Source organism: Pseudomonas neuropathica (genome assembly GCF_051174785.1).
Taxonomy (GTDB): Bacteria; Pseudomonadota; Gammaproteobacteria; order Pseudomonadales; family Pseudomonadaceae; genus Aquipseudomonas; species Aquipseudomonas neuropathica_A.
This window is the reverse complement of sequence record NZ_CP195111.1, coordinates 4903859-4920372: the sequence shown is the minus strand read 5'-3', so window position 1 is coordinate 4920372 and position 16514 is coordinate 4903859. Positions and strand designations below refer to the sequence as shown.

Annotated in this window: 12 protein-coding genes and 1 riboswitch; of the genes, 6 read left to right on the top strand and 6 right to left on the bottom strand. The window is 57.9% G+C overall.

All coding sequences use genetic code 11. From position 1 onward, the window contains the following. Positions 1–1515 (top strand): tripartite tricarboxylate transporter permease, encoded by a 1515-nt coding sequence (locus tag ACRRSD_RS22210; RefSeq protein WP_007911435.1) that lies wholly within the window; start codon positions 1–3, stop codon positions 1513–1515. Beyond that, entirely contained in the window at positions 1508–2542 is a 1035-nt protein-coding gene (locus ACRRSD_RS22205) for an AbrB family transcriptional regulator (protein WP_095119120.1), read from the top strand. The genes ACRRSD_RS22210 and ACRRSD_RS22205 overlap by 8 nt, the downstream gene beginning before the upstream one ends. Before the next feature lie 127 nt (positions 2543–2669). Here ACRRSD_RS22205 and ung read toward each other — a convergent pair whose 3' ends face one another. Next, positions 2670–3362 (bottom strand): uracil-DNA glycosylase, encoded by a 693-nt coding sequence (gene ung, locus ACRRSD_RS22200; protein WP_007911441.1) that lies wholly within the window; start codon positions 3360–3362, stop codon positions 2670–2672. A gap of 132 nt (positions 3363–3494) precedes the next feature. Here ung and ACRRSD_RS22195 point away from each other — a divergent pair, with 132 nt between their 5' ends. Further along, positions 3495–4607, top strand: a complete 1113-nt coding sequence (locus ACRRSD_RS22195) for an enoyl-CoA hydratase/isomerase family protein (protein ID WP_435035359.1) — start codon at positions 3495–3497, stop codon at positions 4605–4607. Between the two features lie 68 nt (positions 4608–4675). Here the strand turns inward: ACRRSD_RS22195 and ACRRSD_RS22190 are convergent, their stop codons facing one another. The 5 genes from ACRRSD_RS22190 to ACRRSD_RS22170 form a co-directional block, all read right to left on the bottom strand. Further along, positions 4676–10219 (bottom strand): calcium-binding protein, encoded by a 5544-nt coding sequence (locus ACRRSD_RS22190; protein ID WP_435035358.1) that lies wholly within the window; start codon positions 10217–10219, stop codon positions 4676–4678. 2 nt (positions 10220–10221) lie between these two features. Beyond that, complete coding sequence (locus ACRRSD_RS22185; RefSeq protein WP_435035357.1) at positions 10222–11076, bottom strand: hypothetical protein; 855 nt, start codon at positions 11074–11076, stop codon at positions 10222–10224. Between the two features lies 1 nt (position 11077). Beyond that, positions 11078–12322, bottom strand: coding sequence for a glycosyltransferase family 4 protein (locus ACRRSD_RS22180; RefSeq protein ID WP_435035356.1), 1245 nt, complete (start codon positions 12320–12322; stop codon positions 11078–11080). 196 nt (positions 12323–12518) lie between these two features. Beyond that, positions 12519–12926, bottom strand: coding sequence for a hypothetical protein (locus tag ACRRSD_RS22175; protein ID WP_435035354.1), 408 nt, complete (start codon positions 12924–12926; stop codon positions 12519–12521). 181 nt (positions 12927–13107) lie between these two features. Beyond that, entirely contained in the window at positions 13108–13371 is a 264-nt protein-coding gene (locus ACRRSD_RS22170) for a hypothetical protein (protein ID WP_435035352.1), read from the bottom strand. A 283-nt stretch (positions 13372–13654) separates the two neighbouring features. Then, positions 13655–13755, top strand: a riboswitch (guanidine-I (ykkC/yxkD leader). 63 nt (positions 13756–13818) lie between these two features. Between ACRRSD_RS22170 and ACRRSD_RS22165 the strand changes: the two genes are divergently transcribed. From ACRRSD_RS22165 to ACRRSD_RS22155, 3 genes are read left to right on the top strand one after another with little or no spacing between them, the layout of a single operon-like run. After that, positions 13819–14886 (top strand): putative urea ABC transporter substrate-binding protein, encoded by a 1068-nt coding sequence (locus tag ACRRSD_RS22165; protein ID WP_435035350.1) that lies wholly within the window; start codon positions 13819–13821, stop codon positions 14884–14886. Between the two features lie 18 nt (positions 14887–14904). Further along, a complete protein-coding gene (locus ACRRSD_RS22160; RefSeq protein WP_435035349.1) occupies positions 14905–15720 on the top strand; it encodes an ABC transporter permease in 816 nt (271 codons plus the stop codon). After that, complete coding sequence (locus ACRRSD_RS22155; RefSeq protein ID WP_435035348.1) at positions 15717–16505, top strand: ABC transporter ATP-binding protein; 789 nt, start codon at positions 15717–15719, stop codon at positions 16503–16505. The genes ACRRSD_RS22160 and ACRRSD_RS22155 overlap by 4 nt, the downstream gene beginning before the upstream one ends. Positions 16506–16514 lie beyond the last annotated feature (9 nt).

Sequence of the window (16514 nt, the reverse complement as noted above, 5' to 3'; positions counted from 1 at the left end):
ATGGATACCCTCGGTTATTTGGGTCAAGGCTTCGGCGTCGCGCTGAGCCCGTACAACCTGGTCACGGCCCTGACCGGCACGCTGATCGGCACTGTCGTCGGCCTGCTGCCGGGCCTCGGCCCGATCAACGGCGTGGCACTGCTGATTCCGATCGCGTTTGCCCTCGGTCTGCCGCCCGAGTCGGCACTGATCCTGCTGGCAGCGGTATACCTGGGTTGCGAGTACGGCGGGCGGATCAGCTCGATTCTGCTGAACATCCCCGGCGAAGCATCGACTGTGATGACCACCCTCGACGGCTACCCGATGGCCCGCAAAGGCCTGGCCGGCGTAGCGCTATCGCTGTCGGCGTGGAGTTCGTTTATCGGCGCGTTTATCGCTACCTGCGGCATGGTCCTGTTCGCGCCGCTGCTGGCGAAATGGGCGATTGCCTTTGGCCCAGCGGAATACTTCGTGCTGATGGTGTTTGCGATTGTCTGTCTCGGCGGTATGGCCGGTGACCGACCGTTGAAGACCTTCATCGCGGCATTGATCGGCCTGTTCCTGTCAAGCGTCGGCATCGATGCCAACAGCGGCGTTTACCGCTTTACCGGCGACAACATTCACCTGACCGACGGCATTCAATTCGTCGTACTGGTGCTGGGTCTGTTCTCGGTCAGTGAGATTTTGTTGTTGCTGGAGAAGACCCATCGCGGCCAGGAAGCGGTGAAAGCCACCGGGCGGATGATGTTCAACTTCAAGGAAGCCTCGTCGGTGTTCGTGGTGAACATCCGTTGCGGCCTGCTCGGGTTCATCATGGGCGTGTTGCCGGGTGCCGGCGCGACGCTGGCCAGCGCCGTGGCTTACATGACCGAAAAACGCATCGCCGGTGCCAGCGGCAAATTCGGTCAGGGTGATGCCCGTGGCCTCGCCGCGCCGGAAACCGCCATTGGCGCGTCAGCCTGCGGTGCGCTGGTGCCAATGCTGACGCTGGGCGTGCCAGGTTCGGGCACCACGGCGGTGATGATCGGCGCGCTGTCGCTGTACAACATCACCCCGGGCCCACTGCTGTTCCAGCAACAACCGGACATTGTCTGGGGCCTGATCGCCTCGTTGTTCATCGCCAACATCATGCTGGTGATCCTCAACATCCCGATGATCCGCATCTTCACCCGCATCCTCGCGGTGCCGAACTGGGCACTGGTGCCGGTGATCGCGATCATCACCGGGATTGGTGTTTATGCGGTGCACGCCACCACGTTCGACCTGTTCCTGATGGTCGGCATCGGCATCTTCGGTTACATCCTGCGCAAGCTCGACTTCCCGTTGTCGCCGGTGCTGCTGGGCTTCATTCTCGGCGGTCTGATGGAGCAGAACCTGCGTCGTGCGCTGTCGATTTCCAACGGTGCGCTGGAGATCCTCTGGTCGAGCCCGATCACCTTCGGTGTCTGGGTGCTGACCGCGATCATGCTGCTGATGCCACTGTTGCGCATCTGGCGCAAACGTTCGGTCGCGCGTCGCGCCATTGCCGATGTTTGATCGCGCCTCACTGAAGTCCTGGTGGGGAACCCCGCTGGTCGGTCTGCTCGGCGGTTACCTCGCCAGCCAGATCGGCTGGCCACTGCCGTGGATGGTCGGCTCGTTGCTGGCGATCATCCTCGTGCGCTGCCTGACCCCGTGGCAACTCACCGAAATCCCTGGCGGCCGCAAGTGCGGCCAGTGGATTGTCGGCATCGGCATCGGCCTGCACTTCACCCCGGTGGTGATGGAGCAGGTGCTCAGTCATTTCGGTTTGATCTTCTTCGGTGCGCTGGTCACCAGTGTCTCGGCGGTGGTCGGCGTGTGGTTGATGCGCCGCACCGGTGAAGATCGCGCCACAGCGTTTTTCTCCAGCATGCCGGGCGGTTCCGGGGAGATGGTCAACCTTGGCGCGCGCAATGGCGCGATGCTCAGCCATGTTGCGGCAGGGCAGAGTTTGCGGGTGCTGGTAGTGGTGTTGTGTGTACCAGCAGCTTTCAAATATTTGCTTGGCGATGGCAACCCGATTTCCCACGCTGGCAGCGTCGATTGGCGTTGGCTGGCGATTCTGTTTCCGGCGGGTGGTTTGCTCGCCTGGCTCTGGCAGCGTTTACGCCAACCCAACCCGTGGCTGTTCGGGCCGTTGCTGGTGAGTGCGGCGGTGAGCATTGGCTGGGATCTGCACATTGGTTTGCCCAACGGCGGCAGTCAGATTGGCCAGTGGCTGATTGGCAGCGGCTTGGGGTGTCACTTCAACCGGCAGTTTTTCCGCCGTGCGCCTTCATTCATGGGGCGGACGTTGATCGGCACGGCGTTGACCATGTTGATTGCGACGTTGGCGGCGTTGGGGCTGAGTGCGCTGACCCATCTGGATTTGCGTTCGCTGACCCTGGGCATGATGCCCGGCGGGATTGCCGAGATGAGTCTGACAGCAGAGACCCTGCAATTGTCGGTGCCGCTGGTGACAGCGATGCAGGTGATGCGATTGCTGTTTGTGCTGTTTCTGGCGGAGCCGTTGTTCAAGTACTGGAATCGTAATCCGGAGTAAGACCGCGTCGCCCTTTTCGCGAGCAGGCTCGCTCCCTCAGGGTTTTGAGGTGTGCGCACAATCTGTGGCAACCACAAGAACCTGTGGGAGCGAGCCTGCTCGCGAAGGGGCCGGCTCAGTCAGCCCATCAAATCGGCGGCAAACGCCACTCGATCGGCGTCTCGCCATTCTGCTCGAGAAACTTGTTGGTCCGGCTGAAGTGCCCGCAGCCCAAAAACCCGCGATACGCCGACAACGGCGACGGATGCACCGACGTCAGCACCAGATGCTTGGTCGCGTCGATCAGCTTCTGCTTGCTCTGCGCATGAGCGCCCCAGAGCATGAACACCAGATGCGGCTGCCGCTCACTGACCAGTTCAATGATCCGATCGGTGAAGAACTGCCAGCCCTTGTCCTTGTGCGCATTGGCGTTGGCGCGCTCGACGGTCATGGTCGTGTTGATCATCAACACGCCTTGGTCGGCCCAGCTCTGCAGGTAGCCGTGATTGGGAATGTCGATGTTGAGGTCGCGTTTCAACTCTTTATAGATGTTGACCAGCGACGGCGGCGCCGGCACGCCCGGTTGCACCGAGAAGCACAAACCGTGAGCCTGCCCCGGGCCGTGATACGGGTCCTGACCGAGGATTACCACCTTCACTTTATCCAGCGGCGTTGAATTCAAGGCGTTGAAAATCATCGGTCCCGGCGGATAGATTTCCTTGCCGGCCGCCCGCTCCTGCTGCAGAAACTGGCGCAACTCTGCCATGTAAGGCTGGTCGAATTCAGCACGCAGTGCCTCCTTCCAGCTCGGTTCGAGTTTGATACGGTCGTCAGCAGTCATGGTCATACCCGGCAAAAACAATGGGGCGAACCCTAGGAAAGCCGACCACGCTTGTCAATTGATCTGACGCAGATCCGGCACTTTCCCACACAACGATCATACTGATCGTTCAAATTCCCGATCGAGGTCACGATGAATCTGCACTTCGAAGAACTCACCGGCACCGACGGCGCCCGCATCGGTATCGCCAGCCTGGATGCTGAAAAGTCGCTGAATGCGCTGTCCCTGCCGATGATCAACGCCCTCAGCGACAAGTTGAACGCCTGGGCCAAGGATCCGCAAATCGTTTGTGTGCTGCTGCGCGGCAACGGTGCCAAGGCCTTCTGCGCCGGCGGCGAGGTGCGCAGCCTGGTCGAGGCCTGTCGCGCCCATCCCGGCGAGGTACCTCCGCTGGCCGCGCAGTTTTTCAGCGCGGAATATCGCCTGGATTACAGCCTGCATACTTATCCAAAACCGCTGATCTGCTGGGGCCATGGTTACGTGCTCGGCGGCGGCATGGGCCTGCTGCAAGGCGCGAGTACGCGGATCGTCACACCGAGTAGCCGGTTGGCGATGCCGGAAATCACCATTGGTCTGTATCCGGACGTCGGCGCCAGTTGGTTTCTCTCGCGGCTGCCGGGCAAGCTCGGTTTGTTCCTCGGCCTGACCGGCGCGCACATGAACGCTCGTGATGCGATCGATCTGGATCTGGCTGACCGATTCTTGCTCGACGAACAGCAGCCACAACTGATCGAAGGCCTGTTGCAGCTCAATTGGCAGGAACAGATCGACGTGCAACTCAACAGCCTGCTCAAGGCGTTGCAGCAGGAAGCCGTAGCGCAGATGCCCGAGGCGCAATGGTTGCCGCGGCGTCAGCAGATCGACGAACTGCTCGACGTCAGCGACGTCACCTGTGCGTGGAAAGCCATCAGCCTGCAGCGCGACAGCAGCGATCCCTTGATCGCGCGAGCGGCGAAAACCATGAGCGAAGGCTCGCCGCTGACCGCGCATCTGGTCTGGGAACAGATCATTCGCGCCCGGCACATGTCGCTGGCCGAAGTCTTTCAGATGGAATACACCCTGAGCCTCAATTGCTGCCGGCATCCGGAGTTCAGCGAAGGGGTTCGCGCGCGGTTGATCGACAAGGATCAAAAGCCGCACTGGCACTGGCCGGACATCAACAATGTGCCGGATGCCGTGGTTGAGGCGCACTTTCACAAGGTATGGGAGGGGCGGCATCCGTTGGCGGATCTGACGCAGTATTGAACTGACGCGATGCTCGCGATGACGACAGGATTCCCATCGCGAGCTGGCTCAATCGGTCGCCATACGACTCAGACATTCAGCTCGTAAAACTGAATGATCTCCGTCATCGCCCGCTGCGCTTCTTCGTCGCCCTTTATCAAAATGTCTTCGACATCCCTCAATGGCGGAAGAGGATGCAGACGTTCAGCAATCTGCATCGCGCTGTAGTCTTGAGTCGCTGTTCCTTCGCTGACTCTTATGAAGCCGATAGCGCTTTCGCCTGCGGCAAAATGATTGGAAACCCGGATTTTCGGTGCCATGCCGTAATCCACCACGATCACCAGATCATCGCGCTCACGGTGAAACTTCAAGTTGTCGATCGTCAGCCTTCGTTCGGAAAAATCGATCCGGTCAAGGCCGTCTCCCCGATTGATGATCACGTCCCTGCCGAGGCCATCGTATCGGTAGATATCATTTCCGGCGCCGCCGGTTAGCGTGTCATTGCCCGGCCCACCCAACAGCAGATCATCACCGGGGCTGCCCGTGAGCACGTCATCCCCTTCCATGCCTCGAATTTCCCCCGCGCCGCTTATCGTGTCGTTGCCTCGACCACCGACTAACGGCAGCGCCCGTCCGTCTCGCAGAGACGTAAAGCGCGTTGAATTGTTAACGGTTACCCCCGTATGAAAAGTCTCGGGCGCAGGGCCCAGCTGACTTGACTCCACGAGTTGTTTCAAACTCACGATCGACCCATCGGCGAAATTCAAGAGCTCAATCCCGGCCCCCTCAAGTTCACCGTTGAGGGGCAAGACGATGCGAACTTTCTGTATCCCACCCCAATTGATATCGAGTGTCGGATGGAGCATTTTCGCTCTTGGCGGATTGCGGTGTGCCCCGCGACCCGGGTTGGGTTCCAGCTCGACATGTGTGGTTTCTATCAGCGCAGCACCCCAGCTCAATTGCAGTGCATCGCGCTGCGCATCTGCTGGAAGGACGACCGTGTCCTGATCGATCAATCCGTACTCGTCTTTCCACCCCGCTGCGCCAACTTCTGCTCGGTGGAAAACAGAGTTCGGCACATCCGCAATCGTGGTAGTTGCTCCGGCGTGCGCTTGCACGATGTAGGTGTCGGCACCGTCTTCACCGTAAAGCCAATCTTCCCCTGCCCCGCTGACCAGATAGTCGGCGCCCTCGGAGCCCAGCAAGGTATCGTCACCTGCACCTGCGGATAAAAACGCGCCCGGTGTTCTGTCGTCGACAGTGCCGTAGTCAAGTGGGGAGCCTGCATAAGCGACAATCAGATCGTCTCCCGCGCCGCCGTGGAAAACGTTTTCCACTTCGACGTTGACTCGCCCGCCGGCATCGTCGCCAGGGACGATTTTGCGTTTGATCGTTTCAGTTGTGACATCCCAGCGAAACGCCTTGGGCACCGTTTCCCCCGAACCGAAGCTTGCTGCCGGATAGATGTACCAGCCCTCAAGCGCGCCGGATTCCTTACGGTCTTCAACCAATACATCTCCCGTATTGAATGAAAAGCCGGTGGCCGAGCCGGATCGATAATAGCGAGGCGCCTGACTTGAAGAGGCTATCGCCCCACCGGCTTTCACCTGTTTATGTTCGACACGGGTTGTGGTTTTCGACTGCCTTTCACTGACCACGGCATGTCCTGCATCAACCTTCATCCATGGCGGCGTTTCAGACAGTGTTCCCGCTTCGACGCCGTCATCGCTCAGCTCGGTGTGCGTGATGTAACCGGTGTCGCTAGTCGTGATATGACTGCGAACCCAGACGCCTTGATCACTCAAGGTGAAACCTGTGGCATGTTTGCGGGCGTAGCGCTTGGATTTGATTTGCGCGAGGAATTTTTCAGTCCAGTCAACGGGGTGATCAGATGCCACAGGGCGTTGCGCCGCGATGGTTATATCGTCTGGCTGAACCGGATCTTCAACTTTGCTTTGCTGGATTCCTGTGGCGGTTACAACTTCCGGTACAGCTGACTCGGGCAGCTTTATCGGCGGCAATGTCTTGCGCAGGACATCCTCATAACCAAGTACAACGCCATCGCTGAAACTGAATGTGGAATCCTTCCACTGCTCGTGACTCTTGATGAGTATCGCGTCGCCCGCGCCATTGGCCAGGCGCAATACCGTGCCGACGGCAACTTCGATAATGTCGGCTTTCAGACTTTGTGCGCAAAAGCCTGCGCCGAACCTGATGATGTTGCGGCCGCCGGTATCGGTAACAATATCCAGACCATCGCCAGCGCCGAAATAGTAAACATCAGCACCGTCATGGCCTTCCAGCACGTCGTTACCGGCACCACCATCAAAAACGTTATTGCCGGAATCTCCACGAAGGTGGTCTACACCCTCCCCGCCCACTAACGTGTCGTTGCCACCACCGCCCAGCAAGGTATCGTTGCCTGAACCACCGTCCAGATAATCTGCGCCGTGTTCGGCCTCGGCTGTCTTCTCGTAATCGCCGGATAAAATGTCATCATCAGCGCCGCCATAAAGCGTGTCTGCGCCCAAGCCGCCCAAAAGGGTATCGTTTCCTTCATCGCCTTGAAGGTAGTCATTGTTGATTCCACCTGATTGCAGGTTGGACACATCACCATCCATCGCGTCATCTCCTGCCCCACCAATCAGGGTATCGGAGCCACCCATGCCCTGAAGTGTGTCATCGCCCGCTCCGCCATCAAGTAAATCATTACAGTGGTACCGAATCGGATGCTCAGCATTGTCCCCGGCCAGCACGTCGTTGCCTTCCCCTCCGAACAGCAGATCATTCGCCCCGCCGCCCAAAAGGTTGTCGTCTCCCGCACCACCGTCCAGCAGGTCATTTCCAAAAAAGTGGGCGGCGTCACCGGCAACGCCGCTCAGTACATCGTCATCCCCGTGGAGAGTGTCATTACCTGAACCACCATAAATCGCATCGGCTCCACCGTTACCAGCGAGCCAATCATCGCCACTGCCACCGTCCAATACATCGTTGCCATGGTGTTTGCTTTGCAGGCCACCTCCCCAGTCGAGGTTGTCTCCCAGTAATGTGTCGTTACCGCTTCCTCCGGCCAGGGTGTCATTCCCGCCATCCCCTCCAAGAAGATCATCTTCAGTTCCGCCATCAAGCAGATCGTCGCCCCATCCGCCATTGAGAACATCGCGACCGCCCTGGCCGTAGAGAACATCGTTATCGCCCTGCGTCGAGCTATTGAAGGAGGCCTTTGAAAAGACAGTTCGGTGACTGGTGACACCACCGTCTATAAGAACTTCGACGCGTGTGAATCCCCATTTCTGCTCCAGCGCGCCGGTCGTTTCATCCCCTGATAAAATGTCATCCCCCGCACCTCCAATCAGCGTATCCCGATCGTTACCGCCCAGAAGCACGTCCTGGGATGCCGTACCGATGAGCAAATCATGACCTGCCCCTCCATCAAGCCAATCGCCGCGAGTTGCTTTCCCTTTAGAGTCGCCAGCGGCCAGGGCTTTTTCGAGCGTCGTCTGTTTGTCCCCAAACAACTGATCGTTTCCGTCCTTACCGAACAATCGGTCTGATCCGCCAAGTCCGAGAATGACGTCGTCTTTTGCAGAGCCGTAAAGCACATCGGCCTTGTTTCTGTGTTTTACGTTGGCCAATAGCAAGGCGTTGCCCAACTCATCGTATGAGAACTGATCTCCGGGAACGTTGGGGTCGATATCTTTCGCTTTCCAGTCGCCCTGGAGGACCAGATCGGGAGCAGAGAACGTATGGTCTTGTTGTTCAGGAAGTCGGATACCCAGCATCCCGGGGCGGAAGTTCTTGATAACGACGAGATCGTTCAGGCCATATTTGATGTTGAGCGTGGGTTCAGTGAGTTCTTCGATGAGGGTCAGGGTGATGGCCTGATCTTCGGTCGACCAGATATTGCTCAAAGGGGCGCGACGTTTGAGTGAAGGAATCGGCGCGCCGTTGATCCACAGCTGCCCATTGGCGTTGGCGTCGAAGATCTCATCGATGCCATCACCGCTGGAAAACTCATAGCGGTCGCTGCCCTCGCCACCGTTCAAAGAGTCGCTACCCTTTCCTCCGACCAAAACATCATCACCGGCCATTGCATACAGCGCATCATTGCCGTCGCCTCCGGCAAGCAAGTCGTTGCCGCGTCCACCCTCGATGACATCATGACCTGCCAGTCCGTTGATCGTGTCATTGCCCGCGCCGCCATACAGATGATCAGCATTTGCACCGCCCGCGAAAGATCGCGCGCCGTCATCGCCGAACATGACCAGCGGGTTCAACACACCGATGGTCATCGGCGCCTGTTTGGCTGAGGCGAGATCGGAGTAGGAAAACTTCTGCAACGAGTGTTCGCCAAACGAGCGCTGAGTTCGGGCAATCAACCGGGCCAACATCTGCGCACGATCGGCGAGCCATTGCGCGGTGATGAAACCTTCGCCGGTCAGCGGATCGTAGAGCTCCAGTCCGCGTCCGGGGTAACCGTCATCGCGTTCTATGACGATTTCACTGAGTTGCTTCAGGGAATTGCGCAACGCCAGCCCGATGGGTGTCGACTCGCCAGCCAGTTTTGCCCATGAATTGGCGTTTCCGTATTCACCTATTGATCGGGTGACGATGCTTTGGGACTGCTCTGGTGAAAATGCCGAGAAGAATGCGTGAGCGTTGGTGGCGAAGGTTTCATCGGTGGTAGGTGGCGCTGCTGAATCGCCGTCGTAGGTGCGCTTGAACATGTCCAGGAATTCGTTTTGGCCATAGCGCAATATCAGGTCGACCACGACGGAAACCGGCGTGCCTTTCACTACATGCTGAATCAGCGGATTGAGGCTGCCACTGGCGAGCGCGATATTGATTTGCTCCGGTACGACGGAAAGCAGACTTTGCAATGGGTTGACGCCGAAATTGCTGATCGCCGCTCGCAGGCCGACACTGTATGAATCGATGGCGAACAGAATATTTTTATAGTCATCGAGCCTGTTGGCTTTTGCTTGAGTCGGCGGGCCGCCATCTTCCCCCTGCGAATCACTAGCGGAGATCAATCTCCAGGTTTCATAGGGCGGCGCTCCACCCAACAGGCTGAATCCGACGGTCCCGGACCAGCCGGCGTTATGGCTCACGGCTGTATCCTTCTCTCCGCAAGCCTCACTGAACAGTGCCTTGCCGATCGCACTGGCATCAATCTCTGCAATCTGGCTGATGGATGGAACCGTCCAGGGTGCCAGTCGACCGGCGAGGGATCCGTCGATCAAGGTATTGATGAAGTTGGCGGCAACCTGATTCGATGACAGCTGCATCAGGTTTTCACTGAAGATTTTATTCAATCTCAGTTCACCTTGCCGCGAGGTATAACCGCGAATCAGGGCGGAGTAGGCACCGTTTCCACCGTTGGCATCAATGGCCACGGCAAGCCAGAGCCTGGCGCTTTCAAGAACTTTTCCAGACTCCTCATTGACGGCGAAAACTTCAGAAATTCTTCCACCGATAATATCGAATAGCTTTTGATACAGGGGAGCGCAGCTAGCCCCAACTAATTTCAGCGCATCGTACCGAATTTTTTCTGAGCGCAGACTTATACCTTTACAAATATTCGCAGCATTAAATATTTCGGTTTTTTCAATGTCGCTAAAAACATAACTCATCGTTACTTCCTTGTAATAACAGAGTGTGAAAGATAAGCACTGAGAAACTTGAGCATCTCAGGTGCTTCGCGTAATGACGATAGACCGAGACTCACACTACCGTGCCCCCCAGCAAAGTCAAAGCTATCCAGATTCACGGTGCAGAAAAAATTTAACTTTCCGAAATTCAAAGCCTCCAATTCGGCTCTGCTGAACTTTGCCATTTTCTCGTCAGTCAGTTGTTCCTCGGAAGCCGGGCGAATCAAACCGTCGCAGTCTATCAACCGAGGCGTGCCATCACGCCGCGGCCAACCAGTGATGACGAACGTTCTAACGGAAGTCTCATTCTTGAAATGCGGCGGAGGCGCATTAAGCCATATCTCCAACCCAGGATAATTTTTCAACTTCACAATCAACTCATCCGGCCAGTTGACGTGTCGATAGCCCCGCTCATGGGGCTCGGTAGTCTCTTTTCTTGTATAAAGCCCGGCGGTCAATTTATAAAGACGCCAACTTTCAGGAGTCGGCTTTACACTCTGATCGTGGTACGACCGTATCTCCGTCCCGGTCCACCAGAAATGCCCCTTGAGCGTATTGGCAAGGCACGCTTTCTTATTCGCCAATTCAGGCATGCCCACATAAAATTCCGGGACCAGAGTCTTATCCACATAGCTGCCGCCCAGTATGGGCACCTGCTTCATGCTCGCCAGCTTCTTTTGACAGGCCTCCTGATCCGCGTAATAGATTGCCATCGCCCCGGCGACTTCTTCTTCACGGATATAAAAATCCACCACGCAATAACAGGCATAAACAAACAGACCGTATACCAACAACTTCTTAAACCATTTAACCCATTGCTTACGCAACATCCGGAACATTTCAAATCTCCCTGTCAAACTGAGGAGCAGGCTGTTTTTTGAGATACCCGGACGTTGCGCTTTCAAATACCTCGAAGTATTTTTTCGTGCCGTACTCCACATCAAATCTGCTCGCCGTCAACTTCGCAGCGCTGCGAAGGCGGTCGTACTCACCAGCGGATTCAAGAACCCTGGCAATACGTTTGGCAATAGCGTGATGATCGAAGAAGTCCACCAGCAACCCATTGTGACCATCAACGATCACCTCCCTTACCGGAGCCGTATCCGACGCTACTACCACACACCCAGACGCCATTGCCTCCAGTAACGACCACGACAAAACAAACGGATACGTCAAATAAACATGAACCTTTGAACATTCCAGAAGCGCCCGGTAAGTCTGGTATGGAAGCTTCCCTGTGAAATGAACATTGGAGTGATCGAAACTTACCTCTGCCTGCATCCTGCTGCGCCAATTTGCATATCCAACCGGCTTACTCCCGTAACTGACGTCATCACCGCCTACTATGATTATCTGTGCATCGGGACACTCAGCCTGAATAAGCGGGATCGCTCGCATAAAACTATGAAACCCGCGATAAGGCTCAAGATTTCTCGCGACATAAGTAACGATCGGCTGCCCAGCTCTCAGCTCGACTCCATTGGGCAACCTGACTGCTCCAACTTTCGCCAGGTAAGAACTTTGAATGACACCCTCGTGAATAACCCGAATGGCCGACTGATAAGCTGCAGGAAACAGACTGCGCTGCCACCGCGTAGGCGCAATCGCAATGTCACATTGTTCGAGATTCAAAAGATGCAGCGAATTGAGTATTCGCAGCCTTGACGACTCCCTTGTGGCTCGCGGGAATTCAGGGTCGAACCCGGAATCCGCGCCCTGCGCCCGATAGTAATATTCGCAATAGTGAATAAGCGGCGCGTCAGGATAGACATCCTTGACGAAGAGCGTTTCCCCCCATCCGGGGTGAGCGAGAATCACGTCTGGTCGATAACCCGACTGTTTCAGCCTGCTCAGAATTTCAAAAACCTTCTGTCCATCAGTCACCGCTTGTTCGTAACGGGTCAGGTAGGGGTGAATACCGCCCGGTGCTCGGCTGGCAGCGCGGTATCGATATATTTTTACCTCTGCGATACCCGGCGCCGTATCCCGACCTATCGCCAAAACCTCATAACGCCTGTCAAGCGCCGCCAGCACCACATGACGGAACTGGCCCGGAAAGTTTTGGTGAATCACAAGAAGCTTCATAGCGGCATCGTCCTTTTATTCGCCGCTATTGAACTGAGTTTTGCTCACCTCGATCGGCAGGAACAAACGCTAACAAATGCAAGGAAATGAAACTGTAGGAAGCGTCTGGGAATGCCCTAGGAGATGGCTAACGGGACGACTTTTTCGACGGGCATAAAAAAGCGGCGCTAATAGCGCCGCTTTCTTTTGCGTGGATTTACCAGCGATTGCCACGTCCATTGTGATCGCCACGTCCGCTGTGTCGGTCATAGTTGCCACGCGCGCGGTGATCGTTATCCCAGCCGCCGCGACGGTGGCCATCCCAGCGTCCGCGATCATTGCCGTGCCAGCGACGGCTTTCGTAGTGACGCGGGGCCGGTTGATAGTAACGCGGCGCCGATTGGTAATAGCGCGGTTGCTGGTAATACCGCGGGGCCGGCTGGTAATAGCGTGGCTGCGCGTAATACCTGCTGCCACCGTTGTAATACGTGCCACCCGTGTTGTAGTAGGCCGGTGCAGGTGAGGTGTAGACCTCTGAGCTGTAATACGAGTCCGCGTAGGAGTACGGGACGCAACCGGCAACGGAAAACATCAACGCAGCAAGCAGAAGAATTCGTCTATACATGGCGGCCTCCTGGACCGCGGGTTGGCCACACCAGCGACGCTGGCAGGCGACAGTCATTTAATCGGTGACTGTCGAAAAATCAGACAGCGTTTTCGGCATCTGGTGCGTTCCTGCAACAAGTTGAAACAAGTGATCTATGAAACCTTGTTCATCCGCAAAAACGCCGTCATTCAGCCGCTGATTAATGGTGACCACCGTGATATCCGCCGCCGTGATAACCCCGTCCGTAACCGCCGCGATAACCGTAGCCGCCGTAGTAATACCGCGCGCCGCCGTAGTAACGCGGGCCGTAATAACTGCCGTAGGAATAAGGTGAGTAATAGCCGGGGTAGTAGTAAGTAGCGGGGTAACCGCCGTAGGGTCCGGCGTAGTAATAACAACCGGACAGACCGAAACCGAGCACCGCTCCCAGCAGCACCCTTCGTAACGTTTTCTGAATAAGCATGGCGGCCTCCTGAAAGACCTGCGACAGCAGTCGGCACAGACCGGCTGACATCTGTTTTGACTGGCAAAGCCATGCCGAGTGCCGACACCCCGAAACCATCAGATCAGCGGCAAACACGCTGCATCACGGTGCAGCCGCGCACCAACTCAAAGCGCCTCACCGCCCTCGCCGCCTACCCCGTCCAACCCGTGCGCCCGTGCCAGAGCGCCTGACGCGACTTGGCACGCGTCTCGCTTTAGCAAACCCGTGCAGGAGTCATCACAGGTTCGCGGCACCACAATTTGCAATGGCTGACTAGGGTTCCGGCTCGCAAGCGCGAGTGGCTGGTCCGAGAGTTGGCGACCTCCAGTTGAGGTTACACGGCGGGACAAAAGCCCGGGAGACAAGCCACCGTTCGCGGTGCCGCGTTGCCTTCCTGTCCGCCCTTGATCAACTGGAGAATCGACCATGACCCGACTACGTTTGCCCTCCCTGCTCGCCGCCGCGTTCGCCGCGCTCATCAGCAGCCAAGCCCCCGCCGCCCAGAAAGACCACTTCAGCGTGTGCTGGACGATTTACGCCGGCTGGATGCCATGGGAATACGCCGGCAGCCAGGGCATCGTCGACAAATGGGCGAAGAAGTACGGGATCAAGATCGACGTCGTGCAGCTCAACGACTACGTCGAATCGATCAACCAGTACACCGCCGGCCAGTTCGACGGCTGCACCATGACCAACATGGATGCGCTGACCATTCCGGCCGCTGGCGGCGTCGACAGCACCGCGCTGATCGTCAGCGATTTCTCCAACGGCAACGACGGCATCGTCCTCAAGGGCGACGGCAAGAAAGTCGCCGACCTCAAGGGCATGGACGTCAACCTGGTCGAACTGTCGGTCTCGCATTACCTGCTGGCCCGCGCACTGGACTCGGTCGACCTGACTGAAAAAGACCTGAAAGTGGTCAACACTTCCGACGCCGACATTTCCGCCGCCTTCAACACCGAACAGGTCAACGCCGTGACCACCTGGAACCCGATGCTCTCGGACATCAAGGCCAAGCCGGGCGTGAGCGAAGTGTTCAACTCCAGCCAGATTCCCGGCGAAATCATGGACATGATGGTGGTCAACAGCGCCACCCTCAAAGACAACCCGGCGCTGGGCAAAGCGCTGACCGGTGCGTGGTTCGAAGTGGTCGAGTTGATGAACGCCAAGAACGCTGCGAGCAAAGCCGCGCTGGAGCACATGGCCAAGGCCTCGGGCACGGATCTGGCCGGATTCCAGGCGCAACTCGACACCACCAGATTGTTCGCCACACCGAGCGAAGCGCTGAGTTTCGCCACCAGCAAGCAACTGCCGGAAACCATGCGCAAGGTCGCCGAATTCTCCTTCCAGCACGGCTTGCTCGGCGAAGGGGCGAAAGACACCAGCGCGGTCGGCATGGCCTTCGCCAACGGCGTGACCAGTGGCGATACCGGCAACCTCAAGCTGCGTTTCGATCCGACTTACGTGCAGATGGCCGCCGACGCCAAGCTGTAAGCCACGGAGGATTTGGCCATGCGCCTGATCAATCGCCACCCGGATCGCCCCAGTCGCCTGTTGCTGGTGATCCTGCCGTTCGCTCTGTTGCTGTTCGCCTATTTCATGGGCTCGGCCGAGCGCCTGGCGGACAACCCCAACGACAAACTGCTGCCCAGCGCCGTACAGATGAGCGACGCAATAAAACGCCTGGCCTTCAATGCCGACAGCCGCACCGGTGACTACCTGTTGTGGCAGGACACCGCGTCGAGTCTGCGGCGTCTGGCCATCGGCCTCGGCATCGCCGCACTGGCTGGCCTGTGCCTGGGCATCGCCGCCGGCACGTTGCCGCTGTTCGGCGCGCCGTTGTCGCCGCTGCTGACAGTGCTGTCGATGGTGCCGCCGCTGGCGATCCTGCCGATTCTGTTCATCGTTTTCGGTCTGGGCGAGTTGTCGAAAGTCATGCTGATCGTCATCGGCATCACCCCGGCGCTCGCTCGCGATCTGGAACAACGCGCGCGGGACATTCCCGTCGAACTGCTGATCAAGGCGCAGACCCTCGGCGCCTCGACCTGGACGCTGATGCTGCGGGTAGTGCTGCCGCAACTGCTACCGCGTTTGTTGATCTCGTTGCGGCTGATGCTCGGCTCGGCGTGGCTGTTCCTGATTGCCGCCGAAGCGATTGCCTCCACCGACGGCCTCGGCTACCGGATTTTTCTGGTGCGACGCTATCTGGCGATGGACGTGATTCTGCCGTATGTGGTGTGGATCACCCTCCTCGCCTGGCTGATGGATTGGGGCCTGAAATACCTGACCCGTCGCGCCTTCCCCTGGTATGAGGGGGCAGCCAAATGAGCTTCATCACCGTGAAAAACGTCTGGCAGCAATACGCCGATCAGGTCGTGCTGGAAGGCTTGAACCTGAGCGTCAACGAGGGTGAATTCTGCACTTTGGTCGGCGCGTCCGGTTGCGGTAAATCGACTTTCCTGCGCCTGCTGCTCGGTCAGGAAACGGCGAGTCGCGGCGAGATTCTGCTCGACGCTCAGCCACTGGTCAGCGAGCCGAATGCCAGCCGTGGCGTGGTGTTCCAGCGCTACTCGGTGTTCCCGCATTTGAGCGTGCTCGACAACGTCGCCCTCGGCCTCGAACTGCCACGTGCGCCATTGCTCGGTCGCTTGTTCGGCAGCGCCAAACGTGAGGCACGCGAACAGGCAGCGGCGTTGCTGCACAAGGTCGGCCTCGGTCATGCGCTGGACAAGTACCCGGCGCAGCTGTCCGGCGGGATGCAACAACGGCTGGCGATTGCCCAGGCACTGATCATGAAACCGCGGGTGTTGCTGCTCGACGAGCCATTCGGCGCGCTCGATCCGGGCATCCGCAAAGACATGCACGCATTGCTGCTGGAGCTGTGGCGCGAGACCAAACTGACGGTGTTCATGGTCACTCATGACTTATCCGAAGGCTTCAGCCTCGGCACCCGTCTGCTGGTGTTCGACAAGGTTCGCCTCGACCCGCACGCCCCCGGCGCCTATGGCGCGCGCATCACCTATGACATCCCTTTGAACAGCGACCGCCGCGCCCAACGCGCCGCCGTCGACGCCCTGCCCTTGCCACTGGCAGGCGCCCTTCGCACCGCTTGAGAGGACTGC